The sequence below is a fragment of the Phenylobacterium sp. J426 genome, assembly GCF_024699945.1.
Classification (GTDB): domain Bacteria; phylum Pseudomonadota; class Alphaproteobacteria; order Caulobacterales; family Caulobacteraceae; genus Phenylobacterium.
The window spans coordinates 2,965,336-2,990,319 of record NZ_JAJOMY010000001.1; the positions used below are offsets into that span (position 1 = coordinate 2,965,336).

Annotated in this window: 23 protein-coding genes and 5 pseudogenes; 13 read left to right on the forward strand and 15 right to left on the reverse strand. The window is 70.3% G+C overall.

What is annotated here, in order from left to right; all coding sequences use genetic code 11:
• Positions 1-144: 144 nt before the first annotated feature.
• The 5 genes from LRS10_RS15640 (at position 145) to LRS10_RS15660 (ending at position 5,028) form a co-directional block, all read left to right on the forward strand.
• A complete protein-coding gene (locus LRS10_RS15640) occupies positions 145-1,068 on the forward strand; it encodes a redoxin family protein (RefSeq protein WP_257838082.1) in 924 nt (307 codons plus the stop codon).
• A 1-nt stretch (position 1,069) separates the two neighbouring features.
• Positions 1,070-2,158 carry a hypothetical protein gene (locus tag LRS10_RS15645; protein ID WP_257838083.1) on the forward strand — a complete coding sequence of 363 codons (1,089 nt, stop codon included), beginning with the start codon at positions 1,070-1,072 and terminating at the stop codon, positions 2,156-2,158.
• Positions 2,159-2,363: 205 nt separating this feature from the next.
• On the forward strand, positions 2,364-3,596 hold the full coding sequence (locus tag LRS10_RS15650; protein ID WP_257838084.1) for an NAD(P)/FAD-dependent oxidoreductase: 1,233 nt from the start codon (positions 2,364-2,366) through the stop codon (positions 3,594-3,596).
• Positions 3,596-3,940 carry a nuclear transport factor 2 family protein gene (locus LRS10_RS15655; protein WP_257838085.1) on the forward strand — a complete coding sequence of 115 codons (345 nt, stop codon included), beginning with the start codon at positions 3,596-3,598 and terminating at the stop codon, positions 3,938-3,940. Before LRS10_RS15650 ends, LRS10_RS15655 begins: the two co-directional genes overlap by 1 nt.
• Positions 3,937-5,028, forward strand: coding sequence for an ecdysteroid 22-kinase family protein (locus LRS10_RS15660; RefSeq protein ID WP_257838086.1), 1,092 nt, complete (start codon positions 3,937-3,939; stop codon positions 5,026-5,028). The genes LRS10_RS15655 and LRS10_RS15660 overlap by 4 nt, the downstream gene beginning before the upstream one ends.
• Positions 5,029-5,037: 9 nt before the next feature.
• Here the strand turns inward: LRS10_RS15660 and LRS10_RS15665 are convergent, their stop codons facing one another.
• Positions 5,038-6,516, reverse strand: a complete 1,479-nt coding sequence (locus LRS10_RS15665; protein WP_257838087.1) for an NAD(P)/FAD-dependent oxidoreductase — start codon at positions 6,514-6,516, stop codon at positions 5,038-5,040.
• Positions 6,517-6,810: 294 nt separating this feature from the next.
• On the opposite strand from LRS10_RS15665, the gene LRS10_RS15670 reads away from it, so the two are divergent.
• Positions 6,811-8,298, forward strand: coding sequence for an NAD(P)/FAD-dependent oxidoreductase (locus LRS10_RS15670; protein ID WP_257838088.1), 1,488 nt, complete (start codon positions 6,811-6,813; stop codon positions 8,296-8,298).
• A gap of 16 nt (positions 8,299-8,314) precedes the next feature.
• Here the strand turns inward: LRS10_RS15670 and LRS10_RS15675 are convergent, their stop codons facing one another.
• The 4 genes and pseudogenes from LRS10_RS15675 to LRS10_RS15690 all read right to left on the reverse strand — a co-directional run bounded on the left by LRS10_RS15675 (position 8,315) and on the right by LRS10_RS15690 (position 10,792).
• Positions 8,315-8,539 carry a hypothetical protein gene (locus LRS10_RS15675; RefSeq protein WP_257838089.1) on the reverse strand — a complete coding sequence of 75 codons (225 nt, stop codon included), beginning with the start codon at positions 8,537-8,539 and terminating at the stop codon, positions 8,315-8,317.
• A gap of 114 nt (positions 8,540-8,653) precedes the next feature.
• Positions 8,654-10,036 carry an AMP-binding protein gene (locus tag LRS10_RS15680; RefSeq protein WP_257838090.1) on the reverse strand — a complete coding sequence of 461 codons (1,383 nt, stop codon included), beginning with the start codon at positions 10,034-10,036 and terminating at the stop codon, positions 8,654-8,656.
• Positions 10,008-10,214, reverse strand: a pseudogene (locus LRS10_RS15685) (AMP-binding protein); the annotation flags it as partial. The pseudogene LRS10_RS15685 and the gene LRS10_RS15680, both read right to left, overlap by 29 nt.
• A 116-nt stretch (positions 10,215-10,330) precedes the next feature.
• Positions 10,331-10,792: a hypothetical protein gene (locus tag LRS10_RS15690; RefSeq protein WP_257838091.1), complete on the reverse strand. Its 462-nt coding sequence runs from the start codon at positions 10,790-10,792 to the stop codon at positions 10,331-10,333.
• Between the two features lie 138 nt (positions 10,793-10,930).
• On the opposite strand from LRS10_RS15690, the gene LRS10_RS15695 reads away from it, so the two are divergent.
• Positions 10,931-11,083 carry a hypothetical protein gene (locus LRS10_RS15695; protein ID WP_257838092.1) on the forward strand — a complete coding sequence of 51 codons (153 nt, stop codon included), beginning with the start codon at positions 10,931-10,933 and terminating at the stop codon, positions 11,081-11,083.
• Here the strand turns inward: LRS10_RS15695 and LRS10_RS15700 are convergent.
• Positions 11,080-11,619, reverse strand: coding sequence for a sigma-70 family RNA polymerase sigma factor (locus tag LRS10_RS15700; protein ID WP_257838093.1), 540 nt, complete (start codon positions 11,617-11,619; stop codon positions 11,080-11,082). The genes LRS10_RS15695 and LRS10_RS15700 overlap by 4 nt on opposite strands.
• 246 nt (positions 11,620-11,865) lie before the next feature.
• Here LRS10_RS15700 and egtB point away from each other — a divergent pair.
• Positions 11,866-14,079: pseudogene (egtB, locus tag LRS10_RS15705) on the forward strand (ergothioneine biosynthesis protein EgtB).
• A 9-nt stretch (positions 14,080-14,088) separates the two neighbouring features.
• Here the strand turns inward: egtB and LRS10_RS15710 are convergent.
• From LRS10_RS15710 to LRS10_RS25210, 5 genes and pseudogenes are all read right to left on the reverse strand, one after another.
• Positions 14,089-14,301 carry a general stress protein gene (locus LRS10_RS15710; RefSeq protein ID WP_257838094.1) on the reverse strand — a complete coding sequence of 71 codons (213 nt, stop codon included), beginning with the start codon at positions 14,299-14,301 and terminating at the stop codon, positions 14,089-14,091.
• 282 nt (positions 14,302-14,583) lie between these two features.
• A complete protein-coding gene (locus LRS10_RS15715) occupies positions 14,584-15,792 on the reverse strand; it encodes an ATP-binding protein (protein ID WP_308237967.1) in 1,209 nt (402 codons plus the stop codon).
• 124 nt (positions 15,793-15,916) lie between these two features.
• A pseudogene (locus LRS10_RS15720) lies at positions 15,917-16,655 on the reverse strand (response regulator).
• Positions 16,656-16,721: 66 nt separating this feature from the next.
• Positions 16,722-17,078, reverse strand: a complete 357-nt coding sequence (locus LRS10_RS25205; RefSeq protein ID WP_374570102.1) for an MBL fold metallo-hydrolase — start codon at positions 17,076-17,078, stop codon at positions 16,722-16,724.
• Positions 17,035-17,289: pseudogene (locus LRS10_RS25210) on the reverse strand (MBL fold metallo-hydrolase); the annotation flags it as partial. The pseudogene LRS10_RS25210 and the gene LRS10_RS25205, both read right to left, overlap by 44 nt.
• On the opposite strand from LRS10_RS25210, the gene LRS10_RS25215 reads away from it, so the two are divergent.
• Entirely contained in the window at positions 17,207-17,389 is a 183-nt protein-coding gene (locus LRS10_RS25215; RefSeq protein WP_374570104.1) for a hypothetical protein, read from the forward strand. The pseudogene LRS10_RS25210 and the gene LRS10_RS25215 overlap by 83 nt on opposite strands.
• Positions 17,390-17,471: 82 nt before the next feature.
• On the opposite strand, the pseudogene LRS10_RS15730 reads toward LRS10_RS25215, so the two are convergent.
• A pseudogene (locus LRS10_RS15730) lies at positions 17,472-18,921 on the reverse strand (amino acid permease).
• Between LRS10_RS15730 and LRS10_RS15735 the strand changes: the two are divergent.
• From LRS10_RS15735 to LRS10_RS15745, 3 genes are all read left to right on the forward strand, one after another.
• On the forward strand, positions 18,836-19,054 hold the full coding sequence (locus tag LRS10_RS15735; protein ID WP_257839248.1) for a hypothetical protein: 219 nt from the start codon (positions 18,836-18,838) through the stop codon (positions 19,052-19,054). The pseudogene LRS10_RS15730 and the gene LRS10_RS15735 sit on opposite strands and share 86 nt — an antisense overlap.
• A 90-nt stretch (positions 19,055-19,144) precedes the next feature.
• Positions 19,145-21,589, forward strand: coding sequence for an ATP-dependent helicase HrpB (hrpB, locus tag LRS10_RS15740; protein ID WP_257838095.1), 2,445 nt, complete (start codon positions 19,145-19,147; stop codon positions 21,587-21,589).
• Between the two features lie 72 nt (positions 21,590-21,661).
• Positions 21,662-21,961, forward strand: a complete 300-nt coding sequence (locus tag LRS10_RS15745) for a hypothetical protein (protein ID WP_257838096.1) — start codon at positions 21,662-21,664, stop codon at positions 21,959-21,961.
• A 3-nt stretch (positions 21,962-21,964) separates the two neighbouring features.
• Here the strand turns inward: LRS10_RS15745 and LRS10_RS15750 are convergent, their stop codons facing one another.
• The 3 genes from LRS10_RS15750 to LRS10_RS15760 all read right to left on the reverse strand — a co-directional run bounded on the left by LRS10_RS15750 (position 21,965) and on the right by LRS10_RS15760 (position 24,195).
• Positions 21,965-22,423, reverse strand: coding sequence for a carboxymuconolactone decarboxylase family protein (locus LRS10_RS15750; protein ID WP_257838097.1), 459 nt, complete (start codon positions 22,421-22,423; stop codon positions 21,965-21,967).
• Between the two features lie 63 nt (positions 22,424-22,486).
• Positions 22,487-23,275, reverse strand: coding sequence for an RNA methyltransferase (locus tag LRS10_RS15755; RefSeq protein ID WP_257838098.1), 789 nt, complete (start codon positions 23,273-23,275; stop codon positions 22,487-22,489).
• Complete coding sequence (locus tag LRS10_RS15760; RefSeq protein WP_257839185.1) at positions 23,272-24,195, reverse strand: class I SAM-dependent methyltransferase; 924 nt, start codon at positions 24,193-24,195, stop codon at positions 23,272-23,274. The genes LRS10_RS15755 and LRS10_RS15760 overlap by 4 nt, the downstream gene beginning before the upstream one ends.
• Positions 24,196-24,334: 139 nt before the next feature.
• Here LRS10_RS15760 and LRS10_RS15765 point away from each other — a divergent pair, with 139 nt between their 5' ends.
• The gene (locus tag LRS10_RS15765; RefSeq protein ID WP_257838099.1) at positions 24,335-24,970 is read left to right on the forward strand and encodes a TetR/AcrR family transcriptional regulator; all 636 of its coding nucleotides are present in this window, start codon (positions 24,335-24,337) and stop codon (positions 24,968-24,970) included.
• Positions 24,971-24,984: the final 14 nt, after the last annotated feature.

Sequence of the window (24,984 nt, forward strand, 5' to 3'; positions counted from 1 at the left end):
ATATCCTGAACGCGCCGCCGCCCTCGGGGCGGCCTGCTGCGCCGCCCTCGCAGTCTTCCCGGCCGCAAGGTGACGCCTCCGTCATCTTCTGGCCAATCGTTCGAACGTGAAGTATGCAGGGAGGTCATCACGCCGGAGAACGACATGCGCCGCTCGACCCTCGCCACCGCCGGGCTCCTGATCTTCGCCGCGACGCTGGGGTCGGCTGCGATCGCCAAGGGGCGGGTGGCGACGCCCGTCGCGGCGCCGGCCGCCAGCGTGACCACGGTGGACAACTTCCGTCTCGTGACCGCGGCGGGGCGCTCGGAAGATCTCTACCGCTACAGCGACGCCAAGGCGGTGGTGATCGTGATGCACGCCGTCGGCAGCCCGCAGGTGCGTGCGATGGCGCCGAAGCTCCGGGCGCTCCAGGAGGCGTACGAGCCGAAGGGCGTGAAGGTCCTGATGCTGAACTCGACGGCGAAGGACAGCCGCGAGGCCGTGCTGGCCGAGACGAAGGCGCTGGGCCTCGGCGCCGTGCCGGTGATGATGGACGACAACCTGCTGGTCGGCGACCAGCTGGGCGCAACGCGGGTGTCGGAAGTCTTCGTCATCGACCCGAAGTCGTGGAAGACGGTCTATCACGGCGCCCTCGCCGATGGCGCCAAGGGCGATGTCGCGGCGCGCGCCCTGGATGCGCTGATCGCGGGCCAGCCGGTGACGACGGCGTCGGTCCCGGCCAGCGGCGCGGCGATCAGCTTCCCCGACCGCCTGTCGGCGGCCAAGGCCAGGTTCGCGACGATCTCCTACGCGAAGGAGATTGTGCCGATCCTGGAAGAGAAGTGCGTCGCCTGCCACCAGCAGGGCGGCATCGCGCCGTTCGCCTTCGACAGCTACGAGAAGGTGAAGGGCTTCTCGCCGATGATCCGCGAGACCATCCGGACCGACCGGATGCCGCCGTGGGACGTCGATCCCAAGGTCGGCCACTTCAAGAACGACAAGAGCCTGACCCCGGCCGAGATCAAGACGCTGGTGCGGTGGATCGAGGCGGGGCGCGCCGCGCGGCGACGGACCCGACCGTCTGGCTGAGGTGAAGCACGTCGCGCCTGACTGGCCGCTGGGCACGCCGGACCTGGTCATCGAGATCCCGTCCTACACGATCCCGGCCAGCGGCATCGTCGACTACCAGTATCCGGTGATGGACAACCCGCTGAAGGAAGGCCGCTGGCTCAAGGCCTCGACCGCGCGGGTCCAGCAGCGCCAGGGCGTGCACCACATCCTGTCGGGCCACATCCCGGAAGGCGCCGACAAGATGGGCGGCATGTCCAACTGGGGCGGCAGCGTCGGCGGCTACACCGTCGGCATGGAGAGCATCGTCCAGCCGCCGGGCATCGGCAGCTATATCCCCGCCGGCGGCTCGATCGGCTACCAGATGCACTACACGCCGTTCGGCAAGGAAGTGCTCTCGACCCAGCAGATCGGGCTCTACTTCTACAAGCCCGGCGAGATGCCTGACCTGGTGATGCGCGAGAACACCATCGTGCAGTCGTTCATCAAGATCCCGCCAGGCGCCGAGGCGCACGAGGAGACCGGCTACCTGGCCTTCCCGCATGACGCGCTGCTGTATTCGGCGGTGGTGCACGCCCACTACCGCGGCACCTATTCGAACCTGAAGATCCGCTACCCCGACGGGAAGGAGAAGATGCTCCTGAACGTGCCGAAGTACGACTTCAACTGGCAGCGGATGTACGAGTTCGCCGAGCCCATCAAGGTGCCGGCCGGCTCGAAGCTGATCGCCACCTACATCTACGACAACTCGAAGCGGAATCCGGCCAACCCGGACCCGAGCAAGGAAGTCACCTGGGGCGACCAGTCGTTCGAGGAGATGTTCTTCACCCAGTTGCGCTATCGCTGGGTCGACGAGACGGCCGCCAAGCAGACGGACTACGACGAGCAGATGCTGAAGGGGCGGCTGATCGGCATGATGGACGCCAATCTCGACGACAAGGTCCAGATCGACGAACTGAAGGGCGGCATCGGCGACGCCATCCGGCCGCGCTTCGCCCTCGCCGACACCAACAAGGATGGCGGCATCGACGCCAAGGAGTTCGAGCCGATCCTCAAGATGATGGGCGAGGCCGGCCGCCGACGGGCGCCCCAGAAGACCGCGGCGAAGTAGCGCCTGGAGGCGCCCGCACGTCGCGGTGCGCCCCTCCGCCGACGACGTCCCGGGCTGGCGTGGGCGCTTCGGCGCAGGCGCGGTTCCGAGGCGCCGGGCGCGTGACGGGCGGCCAGGCCCGCGCTTCCCGCTTGGATGACGCCGCGTCGCCGTGGTTGGCTGCCGTCCAGGATCGCATCAGACGGTCCTTCCAGGGCAGGACATCATGCAGGCGTACGACCTCGTCATCGTGGGCGGCGGCATCGGCGGCGCGGCGCTGGCGACCGTGATGGCGCAGGCGGGCCGCTCGGTCCTGCTGCTGGAACAGTCCGAGAGCTACCAGGATCGCGTGCGCGGCGAGTGGATCGCGCCGTGGGGGGTGGACGAGGTGAAACGCCTCGGACTCTACGACCTGCTGCGCGCGGCGGGCGGCCACCATCTCGCCCGCCATGTGACCTTCGACGAGGGCAAGGACCCGGCCGCGGCCGAGGCCGAGGCCCTGCCGCTCGACATCTTCCGCCCGGAGGTGCCCGGGCCGCTCTGCCTGGGTCACCCGAAACATTGCCAGACGCTGTTTGACGCCGCCACGGCCGCCGGCGCCGAAACCCTGCGGGGCGTCCGGGTGATCTCGACGAGCGCCGGCGCCGCCCCGTCGGTGACGTTCGAGGCGGACGGGCAGGCGAGGGAGGTCCGCGCCCGCCTGCTGGTCGGCGCCGACGGGCGCACGTCCCAGGTCCGGGAGGCGGCGGGCATCCCGCTGCACCAGGACCCGCCGCACCATTGGTTCGCCGGCCTGCTGATCGAAGGCGCGCCCGGCTGGCAGGAGGACCTCCAGGCCATCGGCACGGAGGGCGACTTCGGTTTCCTCGCCTTCCCGCAAGGCGGCGGGCGCATCCGCCTGTACGGCGGCTACGCCCTGGACCAGGCGCGGCGGTTCAAGGGTCCGGAGGGGCCGCGCCGCTTCCTCGACGCCTTCGCCTTCGAGAGCGCGCCGGGCAACCGGCACATCGTCGAGGGCGAGCCGGCCGGGCCGCTGCTGAGCTACATCAACGCCGACGCCTGGACCGACCGGCCGTTCGCGCCGGGCGTGGTCCTGGTCGGCGACGCCGCCGGCTGGAACGACCCGATCCTGGGGCTCGGCCTGTCCATCACCTACCGCGACGTGCGCATCGTCAGCGACATCCTCAAGGCGTCCGACGACTGGTCCGAGGCGGCCTTCGCGAGCTACGCCGAGGAGCGCGCCGAGCGCCTGCGCCGGCTCCGGTTCGCCGCCAGGCTCCAGTCGGCGCTGGACATGGAATTCGGCCCCGAGGCGACGGCCCGGCGGCACAGCTATCACGCGCGCGGCGCGGCGGACCCGACCCTGAAGCTGCACGGCCTGGCGGTGATGGCCGGTCCCGAGCTCGCACAGCCCGAAATCTTCACCGAGGCCCACTGGAAGCGGGTGATGGAGGCCTGATGGATATCGCCGACTACAACGCCCGCTGGCTCAACGCCTGGACCGACAAGGACGTCGACGCGCTGTGCGGCTTCTATGCCGATGACTGCGTGTATCGCGATCCGCAGACCGCCGGCGGCCTCTCGGGACAGGCCGCGTTGCGCACCTATCTGACCGGCCTGTTCGCCGCGACGCCGGCCATGACCTACACGCCGGACGAGACCTGGCCGATCCCCGGCGGCTTCTGCGGCCGCTGGTATTGCGAGATCGAGGGCGGCGGCCGCCTGCGCGGCTTCGACCTCGTCATCCTGGACGGCGAGCGGATCGCCCTGAACGAGGTCTATGTCCACCAGATGCCCGCATGACCCAGACCCTCACGAAGCCCGACATCCGCCGGCCCGGCGACATCGACGCCGCCTGGCTGACCGCCGTCCTGCAGGGGCAGGGCGTGGACGCCGTCGTGGGCTCCTTCGAGGCGCGAAATGTCGGCACCGGGCAGATCGGCGAGAGCGTCCGCTTCCGGCTGACCTACGAACGCGACGCCGAGGGCGCGCCGCGCTCGCTGGTGGGCAAGTTCCCGTCGCCCGACGAGACCAGCCGCCAGACGGGCATCATGCTCAGCAACTACCTGCGAGAGGTGCGCTTCTACCAGCAGCTCGCGCCCAAGGCCCTGGTGCGCACGCCGCGTTGCTGGCTGGCGGACACCAACGCCGACGGCGGCGAGTTCGTGCTCATCATGGAGGACCTGGCGCCGGCCGAGCAGGGCGACCAGCTGAAGGGCGTCACCCTCGAACAGGCCCGCCAGGTGATGGAACAGGCCGCCCGCCTGCACGCCTCGCACTGGGGCGACGACAGTCTCGACGACCTGCCGTGGGTCTCCGGCTCGGCTGCCGCGCCGCCCAGCGCGGTGACGCCGGAGCTGGTCGGCCACCTGTGGCAGGGGTTCCGCGGTCGTTACGCCGAGCGGCTGCAGCCCTACTGGATCGAGGTGGGCGAGACGCTGACCCGGAACTGGGGGCGGTACACCCATATCCACGACGGGCCCCGGTGCCTGACGCACAACGACTTCCGGCCCGACAACATGATGTTCGCCACGCCGGCCGGCGGCCATCCGGTGACGGTGCTGGACTGGCAGTCCTTCGCCTATGCCGCCGGGGCCACCGACGTCGCCTATTTCCTGGCCGGGGCGCTGCCGCCGGACGTGCGGCGGGAGAACGAGGCGGAACTGCTCGCGCTATACCACCGCCACCTGACCGAGCTCGGCGTCAGCGGCTATCCGATGGCCGACCTTCGGGGCCACTACGCCCAGGGCGGCTTCCTGCTGTTCCTGACCGCCTTCTTCGCCTCGATGGTGGTGGTGCAGACTCCGCGCGGCGACGACATGTTCATGCAGATGCTGGGCAGCGCCTGCGACCACATCGCCGACCACGATGCGCTGAGCGTGCTGGCCTGACGCCGTACGTCAGGCGGGCTCGGCGGCCTTCGTCCGGGCCTCGACGCCCTCGTAGCGGAAGGCGGGGTCGTCGAGGTCGATCAGCGGCAGCTCGTCCTTCTCGCGCCAGTAGTCCTGGCTGTGCTGCCACTCCGGCTTGTCGCCGCGCTTGGGCAGGAGATGCATGGACCGCATCAGGTAGCCGGGGTTGAAGTTCTCCGGATCGATCCACGGCTGCAGCGGCATGTCGGCGTCCTCGGGCCGCAGCGCGACGGTGACCTTGCGGGCGCCCTTGGCGTCCATGTGTCCGAGGAGGCGGCAGACGAAGTCGGCCACCAGGTCGGCGCGCAGGGTCCAGCTCGCCCGGAAGTAGCCGAACACCCAGACGAGGTTCGGGACGCCGGTGAACATCATGCCGCGATAGGTGACCGTGTCGGCGAAGTTCAGCGCCTTGCCGTCGATGCTGAAGGCGATGTCGCCCAGGACGCTGAGGTTGAAGCCGGTGGCGGTGATGATGACGTCCGCCTCAAGCTCCTGGCCCGATGTGAGCCGGATGCCGTCCGGCGTGAAGCGTTCGATGTGGTCGGTCACCACCGAGGCCTGGCCTCGGTTCACGCACTGGAACAGGTCGCCCTCGGGCACGAAGGCGATACGCTGGCGCCACGGCCGGTAGCTCGGCGTGAAGTGCCGGGCCGTGGCCTCGGGACCCACGAAGGCGCTCACGCCAGCCAGCAGCTCCGCCTTGACCGCCTCGGGTTCCTCGAACGCGCGGCGGGTGAACTGGTCCTGGTCGTGCAACAGCTTGCGGCGGACGATCTCGTGGATCCAGCTCTCGTCGATCTTCAGCTCGCGCAGGATGTCGGCGAGCTCGTTGGCGTTGCGTCCGGGGATGAAATAGGTGGGCGAGCGCTGCAGCAGGGTGACGTGGCCGCAGGCGTCGGCGATCGCCGGCACGAGCGTGGCCGCCGTCGCGCCAGAGCCGATCACCACCACCTTCTTGTCGGCGAGGTCCAGGTCCTCGGGCCATGTCTGGGGATGGACGATGCGGCCCTTGAAGTCGGCCATGCCGGGCCACTGGGGGGTGTAGCCCTCAGCGTGGCGGTAGTAGCCCTGGCACATCCAGAGGAAGTTGCAGGTGAAGGCCACGGCTTGGCCGGTGTCCAGCCGCTCGGCCTCCACGGTCCAGAGGTTGTCGCGGCTCGACCAGGCCGCCGCGGTGATCCGGTGGCGATAGCGGATGTGGCGCGCGAGGTCGTTCTCCTCGATCACCTCGCCCATGTAGTCGAGGATCTCCTCGGCCGTGGCGATGGGCGGCCCGACCCAAGGCTTGAACCGGTAGCCGAAGGTGTAGAGGTCGCTGTCCGAGCGGATCCCCGGATATTTGTGGGTGAGCCAGGTGCCGCCGAAGCTCTCCAGGGTCTCCAGCACCACGAAGCTCTTGCCGGGGCATTGCTTCGTCATGTGGTAGGCGCCGCCGACGCCCGAGATGCCGGCGCCGACGATCAGCACGTCGAAATGCTCGACCCCGGTGCTGGCGCGAACGGCGCGCGGGGGGTGCGGAGACCTGGTTCATGGCGTCATCCCTGTCCGGCGGCGCTCGTGCGGCGCAGCTTCCCTGTCACGGCAGGATCGGGCCGTGGCTCAGGAAGCGATTTGATCCATATCAAGGGTAGGTAATCAATGATAACTTTGCGGCAGGTTCCCAGCGCCTCCGCGGGGCGGCGCCAAACCTTTGGGGCTGGTACCTGATCGACGTTCAGATATCTTCCCGGCCAACCGACCAGAACAGGGTGGACGCTTAGAATGGCTGTCGAACACTTCGACGTGGTGATCGTCGGCGCCGGCCTGTCCGGCATCGGCGCGGGCTACCACCTCAAGACCGAGGCTCCGGACCGCAGCTACGTCATCCTGGAAGGCCGGGACGCGATCGGCGGGACCTGGGACCTGTTCCGCTACCCCGGCATCCGGTCGGACAGCGACATGTACACCCTGGGCTATGCCTTCAAGCCCTGGACCGAGGCCAAGGCCATCGCCGACGGGCCCTCGATCCTGAAGTACGTCCGCGAGACCGCCGCCGAGCACGGCATCGACCGCCACATCCGCTTCGGCCATCAGGTGAAGGCGGCGTCGTGGTCGAGCGAGGCCGCGCTCTGGACGGTGGAGGCCCTCAGCGGCGGCAAGACCGTCCGCTTCACCTGCAACTTCCTGTTCCTCTGCGGCGGCTACTATTCGTACGAGGGCGGCTACACGCCGGAGTACCCCGGCCGCGAGCAGTTCAAGGGCGCCTTCGTCCATCCGCAGCAGTGGCCCGCGGGGCTGGACTACAAGGGCAAGCAGGTCGTGGTGATCGGCTCGGGCGCGACGGCGGTCACCCTCGTGCCGGAGATGGCCAAGCAGGCCGCCCACGTCACCATGCTGCAGCGCTCGCCCACCTACGTCGTTTCGCGCCCGGCCGAGGACAAGATGGCCAATGCGCTTCGCAAGTGGCTGCCGGGCAAGCTGGCCTACGACATCATCCGTTGGCGCAACGTCCTGTTCGGCATGTACTTCTTCAAGATGGCCCGCGAGAAGCCGGCCGCCGTGAAGGCGCGGATCCTGAAGATGGTGCGCGAGGAGCTCGGCCCCGACTACGACGTCGAGACCCATTTCACGCCCACGTACAATCCCTGGGACCAGCGCCTGTGCCTCGTGCCGGACAGCGACATGTTCAAGATGATCAAGTCCGGCGCCGCCTCGGTGGTCACCGACCACATCGAGACGTTCACGGAAGACGGCATCCGGCTGGCGTCCGGACAGGAGCTGAAGGCCGACGTGGTCGTCTCGGCCACCGGCCTTGTGCTGGAGGTCTGGAACGGGGTGGAGCTGACCGTCGACGGCCGCCGCGTCGACGCCTCGCAGACGCTCTCCTACAAGGGGATGATGTACGAGGGCGTGCCGAACATGGCCTCGGCCTTCGGCTACACCAACGCCTCCTGGACGCTGAAGTGCGACCTGACCTGCGAATACGTCAGCCGCGTCTTGAACCACATGACGCGCACCGGCCTGCGGCAGGCGACGCCGGTCAACGACGACCCGACCGTCCGGCAGGAGCCGTGGCTGGATTTCTCGTCCGGCTACGTGCAGCGCGCGATGGCCAAGTTCCCGAAGCAGGGGAACAAGCCGCCGTGGAAGCTGTACCAGAACTACGCGATGGACCTGATGGCCCTGCGCTACGGCAAGCTGGACGACGGCGTTCTGCGGTTCAGCAATCCCGCGTCCGCGGCGCGCGAGCCCAAGAAGCTCGCCGCCTAGCGGTCCGTCGGCGCGGTCAGTAGGCGAAACAGTCCGCCGGCGGACGTTCGGCCTTCGGCAGGGGCGCTTCGGCGCCGCCTGCGCCGCCCCGCGGCCAGCGCGAGGTGACGAAGTGGCCTTCGTCGGGATCGGGGCCAGGACGCGCCTTGGTGCGGCTCAGCTGAACCTTCAGGCGGGTGAGGAAATCGTCGAGGCTCTCGTCCGAGCCCGTCAGATCGGGTCTGAAACTGCGCTCGTGCATAGCGACGTTATACGCCGATCGATCTGCGGATTCCAGCCCCCGGCTTTGCTTTATTTCCGGTTAAGTCAACGGGCTTTGCTGTCGCGGAACCGACTTTTCAGGGGATAAGTCAGATCAGCCCACGTTCCGTTCGCGGCCTTCCCAGTACGGCTTGCGGAGTTCGCGCCGCAGGACCTTGCCCGAGGGATTGCGGGGCAGGGCGTCGACGAAGTCCACGCTCTTCGGGGCCTTGTAGCCGGCGATCCGCTGGCGGGCCCAGGCGATGATGTCGGCCGGATCGGGATCTTCGCCCGGCTTCTTCACGCAGACCGCCTTCACGGCCTCGCCCCACTTGTCGTCCGGCACGCCGATCACCGCCGCGTCGGCGACGCCGGGGCAGCCCAGGATCGCGTTCTCCACCTCGGCCGGATAGACGTTCTCGCCGCCCGATACGATCATGTCCTTCACCCGGTCGTGGACGAAGAAGAAGCCGTCGGCGTTCATGAACCCGGCGTCGCCCGTGCGCAGCCAGCCGTCGGGCCGGATCGTCTCGGCGGTGGCCTCGGGCCGGTTCCAGTAGCCGGCCATGATGATCGGGCCGCGGATCTCGATCTCGCCGATCTCGCCGGGCGCGACCTCCTCGCCGGCCTCGTTGGCGACCCGGACGCCCAGTCGGGGCCAGGTGTGGCCGCAGCTGCGGAGCAGTTCGCCGCGGTGGTCGGCCGGCGACAGGGTGGTCCCGGCGCCGCAGGTCTCGGTCATGCCGTAGAACTGGATGAAGCCGCACCCGAACCGCTCGGTCGCGGCCTTCAGCACCGCCTCGGAGATCGGCGAGGCGCCGTACGAGACGGTCTTCATCGTCGAGAAGTCGGTGGCCTCGATCCCCGGGGTCTGCAGCAGCACATTGATCATCACCGGAGCCAGGAAGGTGTGGTTCACGCCGGCCCGTTCGATGGTCTCCAGCACCTTGGGGGGATCGAAGTCGGCCATGAGGACGATGCGGCCGCCCGAGGCCAGCCCCGAGAAGCTGATGTTCGTCCCGGCCACGTGGAACAGCGGCATCAGGATCAGCACGGTGTCGTCGGCCTCGTAGGCGAAACCCGGCACCTCGAAGCGGAGTTCGAGGAAGGCGGCGTAGTTGCCGTGGGTCAGCCGCACGCCCTTCGGCAGCCCGGTGGTGCCCGAGGTGTAGAGTTGCAGGACGTCGTCCTCCAGCGTCGGACGCGCCAGGTCAGGCGCCGGCGCGGCCTCGCGCAGGGCCTCGAAGCTGTCGAAGCCGGGGTGCGCGCCGCCGACCGCGATCACCCGGATCGGGCGGTCGATCTGCGCCGTGACCGTTTCCGCACAGGCGAAGAATTCGGGGCTGACGAAGAAGACGTCGGCGCCGCTGTCGGCGAGGATGAAGGCGATCTCGGGCGGCGCCAGGCGGGGAGTTGATGGGCGCCAGGGCGGCGCGCGCCTTGGCGGCGCCGAAGAAGATCTCGTACCAGGCCTCGGAGGCCCGCCCCAGCCAGGCAACCCGGTCGCCGGGCTTCACGCCCGCGGCCTGCAGCAGACCCGCCACCTGGTTCGACCGCCGCTCCAGTTCCGAATAGGTGAGGGTCCGGCCTTCGAACTCGATGGCCACATGGTCGCCGCGCGTCGCGGCGTGCACCGACGGAATGTCGGTCAAAAGCTTGATGGCGTCCTGGCTCACGCGCGTTCCCCGTCTGAGCGTGCCTTCGCGGCCGCTCCTTTGTTGACTGGAACGCTAATAGACGCCGCGGGTCTCGCCAATGTGTCGCTGCGGCAGCGACGTGCGCGGCCCGCCGCTCAGCGGCGGCCGCGCGAGCGCCCGTAGGCCTCGTCGTAGCGCCGGCTGCGCTCGCGCCGCCAGGCCTGGTACTCCGCGTCGTGGCGGCGGAGCTGCTCGTCGCGCCAGCTGAGATAGTCGGCGTCATGCTCCACATGCGGGTGATAGGCGTAGTCGTGCGGGACGCCGAAATCCTCATAGCCCGAGATGTCGGGGTTCAGCTCGAGATCGCCGTAGGGCCCGCCCCGCTGACGCCAGGTCTCGCGGTCGCCGCCACGGGGGGCGCGCCGGTCATCCTCGCCGCGCCCGTACTCGCCGCGCTGGGGATCATAGCCCGAGCCGTAGTTGGTGCGGTCCTGGTCGTAGAGGGAGCCGTAGCGGTCGCGCCGCCAGGGCTCGTGCTCGCCCTCGCCGTGGCCGCCCCGGTATGTGCCCCTCTCTCCGCCGCCGCTCCATGAGTTGCGCTGGTCGCTGCGGTCCATCTCGGTCTCCTCCGGCGTTTTCAGCGTCAGCCTAACCGGCGGGGCGGCCGAGTGTTCCGCATTGTCGCACCCCGCTTGCGCCGGCCCGCGACGTCGGTCACTTGCGCGAAAAGCCGTCACCCGGCGGGAAGAGATGAGATGCGCAAGAGCGACAAGGCCGCCGCCCTCGACAAGGACCTGAAGGCGCTGTTCGGCGCCCTGCAGGCGCGTGCGCTGCCGGACCGCGTCCGCTGCGTGATCGATCAGATCTATGTCGTCGAGCCGCCGGAGCCGGTGCGCAAGGCGTCCTAGGCCGTGCCTGCCGCCGTCATCGACTCGAGCGCCATCACGTCGGTGGCGTCATCGGCGTCCATGATTTTCAGCAGCCTGGCCCGGGCCCGGTTCACCCGGCTCTTTATAGTGCCCAGCGCGCAGCCGCAGATCTCGGCCGCCTCCTCGTAGGAGAGGCCCGCCGCGCCCACGAGGATCAGCGCCTCGCGGTGCTCGGCGGGAAGCTGCTGTAGCGCCGCCTGCAGCGAGCGCATCGCGACGCTCCAGTCCTGGGTCGGCGGAGACTTCAGCGTGCTGGCGTACTCGCCCTGCTCGTCGCGGACCTCGCGGCGGCGGCGGAGGACGTTGGTGTAGTAGGTGTTGCGCAGGATCGTGAACAGCCAGGCCCGGAGGTTGGTGCCGGGCTCGAACTTGTCCCGGTTCGTCCACGCCTTGATCAGGGTGTCCTGCACGAGGTCGTCGGCGTCCGAGCCGTTGTGGCTGAGGGACCAGGCGAAGGCCCGGAGCGCCGGGATCATGCCCACCACCTCGTCCCGCCAACTGGACGTCGAATCCATACTGTCCTCTCGGGGGCCGGCCGCGCGGGCCGATCATTTGGCTAGCTGTCGATTGGCCCGTTCAACGCGTCCCCTATCCATCTGTTCCGGGAACCCGGAGCCGGAAAAGCTGACGGATTCTAGGAACTTCCGGCGCGAGGTGACGTTGCTGCCAAACGCTCCAGCTTCACAAAAGCGAATGGCGCGCGTTGCCGCTGCGGGGCGCCCAACCCACATGGTTGAGCTGGCGGCGCCTTGGGAGGGACCATGCGACCCATCGACCGTACGGGGGAGGCCCGCGCCGCGGGCGGACCCACGACCGCCTCCGAGACGCTGACCCGGTACCAGGCGGTCCGGCGGGCCAGCGAGGCGCTGATCCGGTCGCTGACGCCGGAGGACATGCAGGCCCAATCAATGCCCGACGCCAGTCCCACCAAGTGGCACCTGGCGCACACCAGCTGGTTCTTCGAGACCTTCCTGCTGCAGCCGGGGCTCGCCGGCTACAAGCCCTTCGACGGGCGGTTCGCCTATCTGTTCAATTCCTACTACGAGGCCGTGGGGCCCCGGCAGCCGCGCCCGGACCGCGGGCTGATCACGCGGCCGTCCCTGGACGATGTGCTGGCCTACCGCGCCCACGTGGACGCCGGCATGGAGCGCCTCCTGGCCGAGGATCTCGGCGCGCGCGCCGATCTGCTGGCTCTCGGGCTGCACCATGAGCAGCAGCATCAGGAGCTGATCCTGATGGACATCCTGCACCTGTTCGCCGCCTCGCCGCTGAAGCCGGCCTACGCCCCGCCGCGCACCGCCTCGGAGCGGACGCCGGCGCCGCTGGCCTGGTCCGGGTTCGAAGGGGGGCTGGTGGAGATCGGGCACGAGGGCGAAGGTTTCGCCTTCGACAACGAGACGCCGCGCCACAAGGTCTGGCTGGAACCGTTCCGCCTGGCCGACCGGCTGGTGACCAACGGCGAATGGCTCGCGTTCATGGCGGACGGCGGCTATCGCCGGCCCGAGCTCTGGCTCTCCGAGGGCTGGGCGACCGTACAGGCCGAGGGCTGGCAGGCGCCGCTCTACTGGGAGGAGGGCGAGCGGGGCTGGCAGGCCATGACGCTGCGCGGACTGCGTCCGGTCGACCCCGCCGCGCCGGTCAGCCACGTCAGCTACTACGAGGCCGAGGCCTATGCGACCTGGGCCGGCGCGCGTCTGCCTACGGAGGCCGAGTGGGAGCACGCCTCGGCGCAGGCCTGGCACGACGGCAATGTGCTGACCTCCGGCCATCTCACGGCCCAGCCGGCTCCGGCCGGCCGCGGCCTGCGCCAGATGTTCGGCGATCTGTGGGAATGGACCCGCAGCGCCTATGGCCCTTATCCGGGCTTCAAGCCCGCGGCGGGCGCGGTCGGCGAATACAACGGCAAGTTCATGGCCGGCCAGTTCGTGCTGCGCGGCGGCGCCTGTGTGACCCCCGGCGGGCATATCCGGGCGACCTACCGCAACTTCTTCTATCCGCAGCAGCGCTGGATGTTCTCGGGCGTGCGCCTCGCGAGGGACGGCGCCGGCGAGGCCGTCTCGGACTTCGAGGCCGACGTCCTGGCGGGGCTGAAGAAGCCGCAGAAAAGCCTGGCGCCGAAGTATTTCTACGACGCGGAGGGCTCGCGCCTGTTCGAGGCCATCACCGAGATCCAGGAGTACTATCCGACGCGCACCGAAATCGCGCTTCTGCGCGGCGCGGCCGCCGAGATCGCCGCCGAGATCCCCGAGGGGGCGGCGCTCGTCGAGTTCGGCAGCGGCGCCAGCGTGAAGACCAGGATCCTGCTCGACGCTGCGCCGCAGGTTTCGCTGTACGCCCCTATCGACATCAGCGGTTCGGCGCTGTCCGAGGCGGCCGGGGCCATCCGCGCCGACTATCCGCAGCTGGCCGTGGGCGCCGCTGCAGGACGATTTCACGCGGGCCCTACAATTGCCGGCAGAGGCGGCGGGTCGCCCGGTGGTCGGCTTCTTCCCCGGTTCGACCATCGGCAATTTCACCCCGGACGAGGCGGAGGCGTTCTTGGCGGGCGCCCGCCGGCTCCTGGGCGAGGGGGGGCGGCCTTCCTTGTCGGCATAGACCTGAAAAAGGACCGCGCGACGCTCGAGGCCGCCTACGACGACGCACTGGGAGTGACGGCGGCGTTCAACAGGAACCTGCTGGTCCGGATCAATCGCGAGCTTGAGGGAGACTTCGATCTCGACGCCTTCGCGCACCGGGCTGTCTGGAACGAGGCCGAGAGCCGGGTCGAGATGCATCTGATGAGCCTAAAGGATCAGGCCGTAACCGTCGCGGGCGAGCGCTTCCGCTTCGCGGCCGGAGAAACCCTGCACACCGAGAACTCCTACAAGTTCACCGTGGAAGGCTTCGGCGGCCTCGCAGCCCGCGCCGGGTGGCGGCTCGAGCGGTGGTGGGCCAGCGCCCACCCCGCCTTCGCCATGACGCTGCTTCGAGCCTAGGGCGAGCGCCTAGGACTCGCGGCCGCGCGAACGGCCGCCGCCGCGCGAAGCCTCGCCACCCTTGCGGCCGGCCGAGGCGGCGAGGTCACGGTCCTTGGCGAAGCTGCGCTTCTCGCCGGGGACGCTGGCCCCGCCCTTGCGGGCGATCTCACGGCGCCGCTCGGGGTTCATGGCCGCGAAGCCGCGGCGGGCTCGCGGCTTTCCGGTGTCAACGCTGGGCATGTTTCAACTCTCCTAATCGGGCGACGAGAGGGGGAGGTCTAGCGAGGCGCCTCCGACCGGCCGCTCGCCTTCACGCGGCCGTTCGGGATCTGGAGCCGGGACGGGGTCGTCGCCGCGGCTCACCGGGGCATTTTTGTCTTCTGGGTCTGCCGGTTCGGACATGGCGTCTCGCAGAGGTTAGCGGTCTGGCTAACCAACAAGGCCCGGCAGAGGTTGCGTGAACGGACGCTTCTTATTGCCGCCTTAATTGAGCCGCGGCGGCCGCGGTCGGCGCGCGGCGCTCTACAGGGGCAGCAGCACCCGCGCGGTGAGGCCGCCGCTGGGGCGGTTCACAAGGTCGACATCGCCGCCGTGCCCGCGGGCGATGGAGCGCACGACCGCCAGGCCCAGGCCGATTCCGCCGGTCTTGCGATTGCGGGACGGCTCGCGGCGATAGAAGGGCTCGAACACCCTCTCCGCGTCCTGCGGCGGGATGCCGGGGCCGTCGTCCTCGATCTCGACCACCACGTTCGTATCGTCCTGGAACACGCGGGCGCGGGCGCGGCCGCCGAACTTCACCGCGTTCTCCAGCAGGTTGGCGAAGAGGCGGCGCAAGGCCATCGGATCGCCGACGAGGACCACCTTGTCGCCCGGCTCCATCTCGGCGGGGGCGCCGGTCTCGGCCATCTCGTCGCACAGGCTTTCCAGGAGCGACGAGAGCTCCAGAGGCGTGCGTTCGCCTGCCCGGCTGGTGTCGCGCACGAAAGCCAGGGTGGCGGCGATCATCTCCTCCATCTGGTCGAGGTCCGAGGCGAATTTGGTGCGCTGGTCCTCGGGCAGGCCCTCGATGCGGAAGCGGAGGCGGGTCAGGGGCGTGCGCAGGTCGTGGGCGATCGCGCCCATCATCGCCGTGCGATCCTCGACGTACCGGCGCAGGCGCGTCTGCATCTCGTTGAACGCCCGCGTGGCCTGGGCGATCTCGATCGGGCCCTTGAGCGCCAGCGGCGGCGCAGTGGGGTCGCGGCCCAGCCGCTCGGCGGCGGTGGCGAAGCCCTTGATCGGCGCCGACAGCCGGCGGGCGAAGATCCACGCCACCGGGGCCATCGCCAGGGCCGAGAGCACGAACCACAGCGCCAGGCGCTTCTGCCAGTCGGAGAGGCCGAACGGCTGGCGGGTGCCGACCACCAGCCAGCGGCCGTCCGGCTGGCGGACGCCGAGCTCGAAGGGCGCGGTCAGGAAGTGTTCCTCGCGGACGCCCTCGCGGGCGGCGCGGTCGCGCAGCACGCGGCTCACCCGGCGGTCGGCGAGGGGACCCCGTTCGCCGGCGATCACCACATCGGCCACGCCGACGCCGAGGTCGGCGGCGATCCGCGCCCGGATGATCGGGATCGAACGGCCTTCGAGCGGCGGCGAGGGAGCCTTGTCCTCGAACCGCCGGCGCAATGGCGGGCGTTCGGTGAACGTCGGCGGGTTGCCAGCGGCGGTGCGCACGATCTCGACCACCCGGTACACGTCCGGCGTCGGCGGCGGCAGGCTGAAGAGCAGCAGGATGCTTATGGCCCAGGCCGCGACCAGGGTGAGCCCCGTCAGCGTCAGGAGCTGGACGAAGAACGAGGCGGCGGGCCCCCCGCGGGGCTCATGTGCGCTTCACCTTGGCGGTGAACATGTAGCCTTCGTTGCGGATCGTGCGGATCAGGTCATGGCTGTCGCCGCCGTCGTCCAGCTTGCGGCGAAGGCGGCTGATCTGGACGTCGATGGCGCGGTCGAAGGCGTCGCTGTCGGGTCCGCGGGCGTATTCCAGCAACTGGTCGCGGGTCAGCACCCGCTGGGGACGCTCGACGAAGGCGCGGAGCAGGCTGAACTCGCCCGACGACAGGTTCACGACCACGCCCGCGGGGGAGCGGAGCTCGCGCCGAACCAGATCGAGCCGCCAGCCGGCGAACTCGCAGCCGGCCCCCCAGCGCGCCCGGGGTCGCCCGCTGCTCGGCCCGGCGCAGAACGGCGCGCACGCGGGCCAGCAGCTCGCGCGGATTGCAGGGCTTGGCCAGGTAGTCGTCGGCGCCGAGTTCGAGGCCCACGATGCGGTCGGTGTCCTCGCCCATGGCCGACAGCATGATGATCGGCGGCCCGGTCTCGTTCGCGGTCAGCCGCCGGCAGATCGCCAGCCCGTCCTCGCCCGGGAGCATGACGTCCAGCACGATCAGGTCGACGGGCCCCCGTTCCAGGGCGCGTTCCATCTCGGGGGCGTCGGCGGCGGTCTCCACCTTGTAGCCATGGCGTCTCAGGAAGTCGGAGACGACGTCCCGGATGCCAGGATCGTCGTCCACCATGAGGATGCGCGCGCCGGCGCCGGCCATGTCAGCAGCAAGCTCCATGGGCGCCACCTTGCGGTGACGCGGTGACTCTCGAATGTCTCGGATGAAACGCGTGTGTCACGGCGCTCATTCGCCGGCCAGCACGTCGTCCGCCACGAAGGGGTTGCTGCGCCGCTCCTGGCCGAAGGTCGACATCGGCCCATGCCCCGGGACGAAGCGCACGTCGTCGCCCAGCGGCCACAGCTTGCGGGTGATGGAGTGGATCAGGTCGGCATGGTTCCCACGCGGGAAGTCGGTGCGGCCGATGGACCCCTGGAACAGCACGTCGCCGACCTGGGCGAACCGCGCCTCGCGGTGGAAGAACACCACGTGGCCGGGCGTGTGGCCCGGGCAGTGGATCACCTCGAACTCGGTCTCGCCGAGGCTCACCCTGTCGCCGTCGCCCAGCCAGCGGTCGGGGGTGAAGGTGCGGGCGTCGGGCATGCCCCACTTGGCCCGAGGCGCCGATGTCGTCGATCCAGAACTGGTCGTCCGGGTGCGGCCCCTCGATGGGAACGCCGGTGGCCTCCTTCAGCGCCGCCGTGCCGCCGGCGTGGTCGAGGTGGCCGTGAGTGATCCAGATCTTCTCCAGCGTCAGGCCCTGGTCCTTCAACGCCTGGAGCAGGCGCGGGACCTCGCCGCCGGGATCGATCACCGCCGCCTTCCTGGTCTTGGCGCACCAGACGATGGTGCAGTTCTGCTGCAGCGGCGTGACCGGCGCGACGACGGCGCGGATCGGAAGCGGAGGAGGCTGAGGCGCGTTCATGTCGCCCTATGATCGGGGTTCTGGCGCCCAAAGAAAAGGCCCGGGGGTCGCCCCGGGCCTCTCCGTCTCGTCTAGTCCCGCTGACCGGGGACCGGCGCGCCGGGCATCGGCGGCACCGGCCCGGGCGGAGCGTCCGCGTCGAGCTCCGGCACATCCACGACGCCGCGGCCCACGTGGCTCTTCCGGTAGCCATAAAGGAAATAGACCACCAGGCCGACGATGGCCCAGGCCACGAACATCAGCTTGGTCTCGTTCGGCAGGCTGAAGAACAGGTACACGCAGCCGGCCGCGGCGAGCGGGGCGACCACGAACACCGCCGGCGTGCGGAACGGCCGGGCCCGGGTCGGGTCGGTCCGGCGCAGCGTCAGCACCGCGATCGCGACCATGGCGAAGGCGAACAGCGTGCCCGAGTTCGAGATGTCGGCCAGCACGCCCACCGGGAAGAAGGCGGCGAACAGCGCCACGAAGACGCCGGTGACCACGGTGATCACGTGCGGCGTGTGGTACTTCGGGTGCACCTTCGACAGCACCGCGGGCAGCAGGCCGTCGCGGCTCATCACGAAGAAGATGCGGGTCTGGCCGAACATCATCATCAGGATGACCGAGGGCAGGGCCAGGCCGGCGGCGAGGCCGATCAGGTTGCCGATCTGCGGCCAGCCGATCTCGCGCAGGGTCCAGGCCAGGGCCTCCTTCGAGCAGACGACCTGCGACTCGCCGATGGCGGCGCAGGCGGCGGAGAGCTCGGGGCTGCCGGGGCGCAGGCCGGCGCCGTCGGCGCCGAGCACGGGCTGGGCGCCCACGGTGCCGATCACGCCCGAGGCGACCAGGATGTAGAAGATGGTGCAGATCGCCAGCGAGCCGATCAGGCCGATGGGCATGTTCCGCTGCGGGTTCTTGGTCTCCTCGGCCGCCGTCGAGACCGCGTCGAAGCCGACGTAGGCGAAGAAGATCGAGGCCGCCGCCGCCGAGATGCCGGCGATGCCGAGCGGCGCGAACGGAGTGAAGTTCTCCATCTTCATCACCGGCACCGCCAGGACGATGAACAGCGTCAGGGCCGCGACCTTGATGGCCACCAGCACGGCGTTGACCGTCGCCGACTCTCCGCGTGCCGATCACCAGCAGCCAGGTCACTAGCAGGGCGATGCCCATGGCCGGCAGGTTGACCATGCCGCCGTCCAGCGGACCGCGGACGAGGGCGTTGGGAATGTCGATGGCGAAGGCGTTCTCGATCAGGCCTACGACATAGCCGGACCAGCCCACCGAGACCGCGCCGGCGGCGACGGCGTATTCGAGGATCAGCGCCCAGCCGACCATCCAGGCCAGCATCTCGCCCATCACGGCGTAGCTGTAGGTGTAGGCGGACCCGGAGACCGGGACCATCGAGGCCATTTCGGCGTAGCAGAGCGCCGCCACGGCGCAGACGAAGCCGGCGATGATGAACGACATCATCATCCCGGGGCCCGCCTTCTGGGCGGCTTCGGCCGTCAGCACGAAGATGCCGGTGCCGATGATGGCGCCGATGCCCAGCATGGTGAGCTGGAACGCGCCTAGCGATCGTTGCAGTGATTTCTTCTCCGCGGTCGCCAGGATCGCGTCGAGCGGCTTAACACGCCACATATTCCCTCCGAGCAGCGGCCCCCCTGGCCGCCGTTGATCAAGTTTGGGCGGACCGTTGCGTGCTTGGCGCCTCGTGGTCAAGCGGCAACGCTGGCGGGGGCCGGGCGCATTGGCTACAGGCGCAGGGATGCTTCCCGTCCACGAGGCCCTGCCTGCGCTGAAGGCGCAGCTTGCCCAATCCAACGCCGCCGTCCTGGTCGCGCCCCCCGGGGCGGGCAAGACCACGGTCGCGCCGCTGGAATTGCTGGGGGAATCCTGGGCGGCGGGCGGGAAGATCATCGTCCTGGAGCCGCGCCGCCTGGCCGCTCGCGCCGCCGCCCATCGCATGGCCCAGACCCTCGGCGAACCGGTCGGCGAGACGGTCGGCTTCCGCGTCCGGATGCAGAGCCGGGTCTCGGCCCGCACGCGGATCGAGGTGGTCACCGAGGGCGTCTTCACGCGGATGATTCTCGCCGACCCGGAGCTGGCCGGCGTCGCCTGCGTCATCTTCGACGAATTCCACGAGCGCAGCCTGGACGCCGACCTGGGCCTGGCGCTGGCCCGTGACGCCCAGAAGGTGCTGCGCGACGACCTGCGGCTGCTGGTGATGTCGGCGACGCTCGACGGGGCGGCGGTGGCGCGGCTGTTGGACGACGCGCCGGTGGTCGAGAGCCGGGGCCGCATGTTCCCGGTGGAAACGCGGTACCTCGGGCGCGACGACAGCCAGCGGCTGGAGGACCGCGTCGTGCGCGCCGTCGAACGCGCCCTGGCCGAGGAGAGCGGCAGCGTCCTGGTCTTCCTGCCGGGGCAGGGCGAGATCCTGCGCACGGCCGAGCGGCTGGCGGAACGTCTTCGACGGCCGGAGGTGGATGTCGCGCCGCTCTATGGCGCCCTCGATCCCCGGGACCAGGATCGCGCGATCGAGCCGGCGCCCGCCGGCCGCCGGAAGGTGGTGCTCGCCACCGCCATCGCCGAGACCAGCCTGACCATCCAGGGCGTCCGGGTCGTCATCGACTGCGGCCTGGCCCGCGTGCCGCGCTTCGATCCCGCCAGCGGCCTGACGCGGCTGGCCACCGTCCGCGTCAGCCGCGCGGCCGCCGACCAGCGCCGCGGCCGGGCCGGGCGGACCGAGCCCGGCGTCTGCTACCGCCTGTGGGACGAGGCCGAGACCCGCGCCCTGCCGGCCTATGCCGATCCCGAGATCCTCGACGCCGACCTCTCGGGCCTGGCGCTGGATCTGGCCCGCTGGGGCGTGAAGGACCCGGCCGACGTCGCGTTCCTCGACCCGCCGCCGGCCGCCGCCTTTGGCGAGGCGCGGGCCCTGCTGCGACGCCTGGAGGCGCTGGGCGACGACGGGGTGCTCACGCCGCATGGGCGCGCACTGGCCGACTTCCCGCTCGCGCCGCGCCTGGCGCACATGGTGCTCAAGGCCGCCGACACCGGGCAGGCCGGCCGCGCGGCGCGGATCGCCGCCCTGATCACCGAACGCAATCTCGGCGGCCGCGACGCGGACCTGCGCCATCGCCTGGAGGGCCTGGAGCGCGACCGCAGCCCGCGGGCCCGCGACGCCAAGGCGCTGGCCGATCGCTGGGCCGGCCTCGCGCCGAAGGGCGGCCGCAAGGCCCAGGGAACCGAGCCCCTGTCGGACGGCCTGCTGCTGGCCTTCGCCTATCCCGAGCGGGTGGCCAAGGCGCGCGGCGGGCAGGGCGAATTCCAGCTGGTCAGCGGCCGCGGCGCCTTCGTGGAGCCCACCGATGCGCTGGCGCGCGAACGATGGCTGGCGGTGGCGGAGCTCGGCGGCGGCGACCGGCGCGACCGCATCCTGCTGGCGGCGCCGCTGGAGGAGGCCGAGCTCGCCGCCTTCGCCGATCAGTTCGAGGTCGAGGAGCGTCTGGACGAGAGCGGCGGCGGCCGGCTCCGCGCCAAGCGCCTGACCCGGCTGGGCCGGCTGACGATCCGCGAGGAGATCGACGAGAACCCGGATCCCGCCCTGATCGCCCGGGCGCTGGCCGACCGGGTCCGCCGCGACGGGGTGAAGATCCTGCCCTGGGGCGAGGCGGCCGCGTCCCTGCGCCAGCGGGCCGCCTTCCTGCGCGCCCGCGATCCCGCCTGGCCGGACCTGTCCGACGCGGCCCTGCTCGCCCGGCTCGACGAGTGGCTGGCGCCGGTGCTGACCGGCCTGCGGGGGCTCAACGCCCTGAAGCCGGACGTGCTGGACGGGGCGCTCCGCACCCTCGTGCCCTGGGACCAGCAGCGCCGGCTCGACGCCGAGGCGCCCGCCCGCTGGACCGCGCCGACCGGCAACAGCTTCGCGATCGACTATGCGGCCGAGGCCGGTCCCCGGGTCGACGTCCGCGTGCAGGAGGTCTTCGGCCTCGCCCAGCACCCGACCGTCGGCGGCGTCCCGCTGACGCTGAGCCTGCTCTCCCCGGCGCACCGGCCCATCCAGACCACCCGGGACCTGCCGGGCTTCTGGAAAGGCTCGTGGAAGGACGTGCGAACCGAGATGCGGGGCCGTTATCCCAAGCACGTCTGGCCGGAGGACCCCGCCGCCGCGACGCCCACTACGCGCGCCAAGCCGCGGGCGAGTTGACTCAACCGTCGGGTGAAACCTTTGGCGTTCCGGGCGTTTCCTTCCCAGGCGGCGATGCCGCCCGAGAGGATGGTGAGCGCTGTGGACGCCCGCGTCGCGCCTGGATTTGCCACCGGATCCGGCTCCGGTTCCGGCCTGAACCATGAGGACATCGCCGATCGCCTGTCCGAGATGATCGCGCTGCTCGAGGCGCTGGAGCAGGCGGAGTTCCTGAGCGAGGCGCCCGAGCGCGCGGGGGCCCGGGCGCGTCACCAGCTCGGCTCCAGCCTGCTCACGCTGCTGGCGCGCCAGCTCCGCGAGCTTCGCGCCGCGGTCGCCGATCCCGCGGTGGGCGTGCCGGCGGACGACCTGTCCGCCGAACTGCCGGCCTGAACGTCAGGCCGCGGCCTTCCAGGCCCTCGGGTGCTGCGTGCGAAAGCCGACCGCCAGCCGGTTCCAGCCGTTGATCGTCACGATCAGCATCGTCAGCCAGACGATCTCTTCCTCGCTGAAATGCGCCTTCAGCGGATCGTAATCGGCGTCCGGGGCCGCCGTGTCGGCCACCCGCGTCACCGCTTCGGTCCAGGCGAGGGCGGCGCGCTCCCGAGGGGTGTAGAGGCTGCTCTCGCGCCATGCCGCCAGCAGGTGCAGCCGCTCCTCGCTCTCTCCGGCCTTGCGCGCATCCTGGGTGTGCATGTGGAGGCAATAGGCGCAGCCGTTGATCTGCGAGGCGCGGGTCTTCACCAGCTCGGCCAGGGTGAAGTCCAGACCGCTGGCCTTCACGGCGTTCTCCAGGCCCAGCATGGCCTCGAGCGCCTGGGGCGCGACGGCGTAGTAGTTGAGGCGGGTGGTCATCGGGGGAGGTCCTTCTCTCTGGATGACCTCAGGACGCGCGGGCGCCGGCCCGTGTGACAGGCTTCAGCTCGTGGCGGCGTAGATCATGATCCCGGTCGCCACCGACAGGTTCAGGCTGTCGGCCCGGCCGCGCATGGGGATCTTCACGTTCAGGTCGGGCAGGGCGGCCATCTCGGGCGTCAGGCCCTGCTGCTCGTTGCCCATCAGGATCAGCGCCGGCTTGCGGTAGTCGGCCGTCGCGTGGCTCTGGGTGGCGCTCAGCAGCGTGCCGACCACCGAGCCGGGCCAGCTTGGCCGCCACGCTGCGAACTCCGCCTCCGTGGCACGCGACAGCGGCACGGCGAAGATCGAACCCATGGTCGCCCGCACAGCCTCCACCGAATAGGGATCGCAGCATTCGCCCACCAGGATCACCGCGCCGCAGCCCGCCGCGTCGGCGGTGCGCACGATCGTCCCGAGGTTCCCCGGGTCCCGCACGCGATGGAGTGCGACGACGCAGGCGGCCGCGCCCGGATCGATCTGGGCCAGCGGGCGGAAGACCTGGGGAAAGACGCCCACCACCGCCTGCGGATTGTCGCGCTTCGACACCTTGGCGAGGATGTCGTGGTTGACCTCGATGACCTCGCCGCCGGCGGCCCGCGTGGCCTGCGCGGCCTTCTTCAGCAGCGGATGGTCCGCGGCCTCGGGCCCGTGCATCAGGATTTTGGGGGCGTGGCCCAGCTCGACCCCTTCGGTGACGTGCTTCAGGCCCTCGGCCAGGAACAGGCCGGTCTCGTCGCGGTCCTTGCGCAGATGCAGGGCGCGGACGGCCTTCACCGTGGGGTTCGAAAGCGAGGTGACGGTGCGGCTCACGGAGCGCCCCCTTGAGACCACCGCGCGTAGAAGCTCATCCCGATCTGCCGCTCGGCGCCGTCCTCGACCAGCGCCAGCTCGCCCCAGTCGATCCGCCCGCCGCGATCCTGCAGCACCTCGGCCAGCAGGCCCGACAGCGCCGCACCCGAGATCCGCTCGGCATAGGCGTTGAGGATCAGGAACGAGGCGTTTTCCGAAAGAAGTTCGCCACATAGCCGCGCGAGTTCAGGCAGGTCCTCAAACAGGCGCCAGACCTGACCGTCGGGCCCGCGGCCGTACTTCGGCGGGTCCAGGATGATCCCGTCGTACTTCGAGCCGCGCCGCACCTCGCGCTGCACATAGCGGCGGGCGTCCTCGACGATCCAGCGGATCGGCCGCTCGGCCAGCTTCGACAGCTCGGCGTTTTCGCGCGCCATCGCCACCGCCTTCTTCGAGGCGTCGACATGGGTCACCTGCGCGCCCGCCGCGGCCATGGCCAGGGTGGCGACGCCCGTATAGCCGAAGAGGTTCAGCACCTTGGGCTGGGAGCCGTCCTGCCCCGCCCTGCGGACCGCCTCGTCGAGGAACGCCCAGTTGGCGGCCTGCTCGGGGAAGAACGCCAGATGGCGGAAGGCGGTGAAGCGGCCCAGGAACCGCACGTCGCGCCAAGCGAGCGGCCACGCCTCCTCGTGCCTGCCCTGGAAGCGCCAGCGTCCCGCATCCTCGTCGTCGGTCGCCGCCGCCGGGTCGAACACGGCGTCCGCCTTCGCCCAGAGGTGGGGTTTCTGCGGCGCCCACAGGCACTGGGGTTCGGGGCGCACGACGGTGTAGGACCCGTAGCGCTCCAGCTTCCGGCCGTCGCCGGAGTCCAGCAGGGCGTAGTCCGCCCAGCCTTCGGTGCGCATCACGCCGGGCGCGTCGGCGACGGTGGGGCGGCTCATGGCGGCCTTGAAGCGCAAGCTGCGCTCCTCGTCCAGTGCGTCGGCCGTCGTCCGCAGGCTGCCGCAACGTGGGCTTGCCACCGGTGGCGATTTGGGGTCCGGTGCGCGTCAGGGGCGAGTGCTTGGGGACCTGTGTGACGTGACGGCTGTTGGGACGACGACGCGGAAATCCGCGCGCAAGGCCAAGGGCGACGGACATCTGCGCCGCGCCGAGATCCTCGAGGCGGCGGAGCGCATCTTCGTGGCCGAGGGCTACGAGGGCGCGACGATCCGCAAGATCGCCGACGAGGTCGGCGTGTCCTCCACCGCGCTCTACATGCACTTCCAGGACAAGGGCTGCATCCTGCTCGAGATCTGCGAGCGGACCCTCAAGGCCCTCTACGAGACCAACCACGAGATCGCCGCCAAGCCGGTCGATCCGGTCGTCCGGGTGCGGATGATGCTGGAGGCCTACATGCGCTGGGGCCTGGCCCATCCCAACGCCTACCAGCTTGTCTATTCCACGCCGCGTCCGGTATCGGCGCAGCCCTGGCCCGAAGGCACGGCGGACCTGAGCCGACAATGCTACGAGATCTTCTCCGGCGTGGTGCGCGAGATCGCGGCGCTCGGCCGTCTGCGGACGGGCGGGGCCGATTCCGCGGCCCAGGCCCTCTGGATGGGCTGTCACGGCGTGGTGGCGCTGCTGACCGCGCGCCCGGGCTTCGGCTGGGCGGACCGCGAGGAGCTGATCCAGGTGAGCCTCGAAGGCATGCTGCACGGGCTGGTGGTGGACTGACACCCGCGCTGGCC